Origin of the sequence: Photorhabdus bodei, assembly GCF_003287735.1 — a bacterium.
Taxonomy (GTDB): Bacteria; Pseudomonadota; Gammaproteobacteria; order Enterobacterales; family Enterobacteriaceae; genus Photorhabdus; species Photorhabdus kayaii.
Window position 1 is genome coordinate 1 of the sequence record NZ_NSCM01000112.1, and the last position, 1994, is coordinate 1994.

Annotated in this window: 1 protein-coding gene; it reads left to right on the forward strand. The window is 52.7% G+C overall.

The window, feature by feature from the left end; all coding sequences use genetic code 11:
• The coding region (gene rtxA, locus CKY02_RS22900; RefSeq protein ID WP_112896998.1) for an MARTX multifunctional-autoprocessing repeats-in-toxin holotoxin RtxA at window positions 1–1994 on the forward strand (1994 nt) is incomplete at both ends.

Here is a 1994-nt window from a genome sequence, read left to right on the forward strand (position 1 = left end):
TCATTGTGAAAAGTGGTGAAAAGGGCGATCTGACATTTCATGGTGCGGGTTTAGCCAATGTTCTGGTTCACCAAGGCCAGAGCGGAAAAATGAATGTTGATGCTGGTGGTGCGGTAAATGTTCTTGTGCGGGTCGGGGATGGGCGATATCTGGCACATCTTCTGGCTTATGGCAATATCTCGATCCACAAAGGCAACGGTAACAGCCGGGTGTTGATGTTGGGCGGATACAACACTCATACCCAAATAGGTAATGGCAATGGGAACTGGTCCGGAACGGGCGGTTTTAACGTCATCACCCAGGCCGGAGCAGGGGATATCTCTTCTGTACTTTTAGGTGGCGCTAACGTGCTAACAAAGCTCGGTGCGGGAGATCTGGTTACCGGTATGTTCGGTGGCGCCAATATTATCACCCATCTCAGTGATGAGAGTGAAACCGCCAACACCACCGCCATTGCGTTGGGCGGAGCCAACATCTTGACCAAGAAAGGGAAAGGCAATGCGCTGGCGGTCATGGGCGGCGGTGCGAACGTCCTTACGCATATCGGTGACGGCAATACCACGGGCGTGATGCTGGGTGGCGCGAATATCTTGACCAAAGTCGGAAAGGGTGACACGACCGGCATCCTGTTTGGCGTTGGCAACGTGTTGACCCATGTTGGTGACGGCTTGACACTGGGCGTGATGGCCGCGGCAGGGAACATCTTCACTAAAGTCGGTGAGGGGACATCAATTGCGGCCATGATTGGCGCGGGTAACCTGTTTACTCATGTCGGCAAAGGGGATGCCTGGGGATTAATGGGCGGTGCAGTGAACGTCTTTACCAAAGTGGGTGACGGTAATGCGCTGGCCTTGATGGTAGCGGCGGGCAATGTGTTTACGCACATTGGGGATGGCACCAGTGTTGCGCTGATGTTGGCAAAAGGCAATATCGCCACGAAAGTGGGTAATGGCATGACCCTGGCGGCGATGATGGGCAAAGCCAATATCTTTACTCATGTCGGGGATGGCAATACTTTTGCCGCCCTGATTGGCGGGGCCAATGTGCTGACCAAAGTCGGTAACGACCAGACCGCTGCTTTAATGGTAGGGAAAGCCAATATCTATTCCCATGTAGGCAATGGCACCAGTATCGGTTTGTTTGCCGGTGAATTGAACGTGATGACCAAAGTCGGTAATGGCACAACGCTGGCGGCCATGTTTGGTAAAGCCAATATGATGACCCATGTGGGGGATGGTTTAACGGGTGTCTTGGCACTGGGTGAGGCCAATATCGTTACCAAAGTGGGTGATGATTTTATAGGGGTGGTTGCGGCGGCGAAAGCAAACGTTATTACCCACGTGGGCAACTCAACGACGGCGGCTGTTTTGCTTGGCAAAGGCAATATTCTGACCAAAGTAGGAGAGGGGACGACAGTCGGTCTACTGGTGTCTGATGTAGGGAATGTCATGACGCATGTCGGTGAGGGTGAGACGGTGGGTTTTGCCAAAGGCAAAGCCAATCTTATCACCAAAATTGGCGGTGGCACCGGGGTGAATGTGGCTTGGGGTGAGGCGAATATCCTGACTCAGGTGGGAAATGGCGACCGCTACAACTTTGCGAAAGGTCAAGCTAACATTGTTACCAAAGTAGGGAAGGGACAAGAAGTCACGGTGGTTCAGGGCGATGCCAATATCATTACCCATGTGGGTAACGGTGACGATTACACCGGTGCCTGGGGCAAAGCCAACGTGATCACTAAAGTCGGTGACGGGCGTAATGTGGTGCTGGCGAAAGGTAAGGCTAACATTGTCACTCAGGTCGGTGAGGGAGACAGTTTTAATGCCTTATGGAGTGAAGGCAATGTCGTCACCAAAGTGGGTGACGGTATGCAGGTGACGGTGGCAAAAGGGAAAGCTAACGTCACGACGACAGTAGGCAATGGCTTAAGTGTAACGGCTGCTCATGGTGACGCTAACATTAACACTCATGTGGGTGATGGTGTTTCGGTTAAC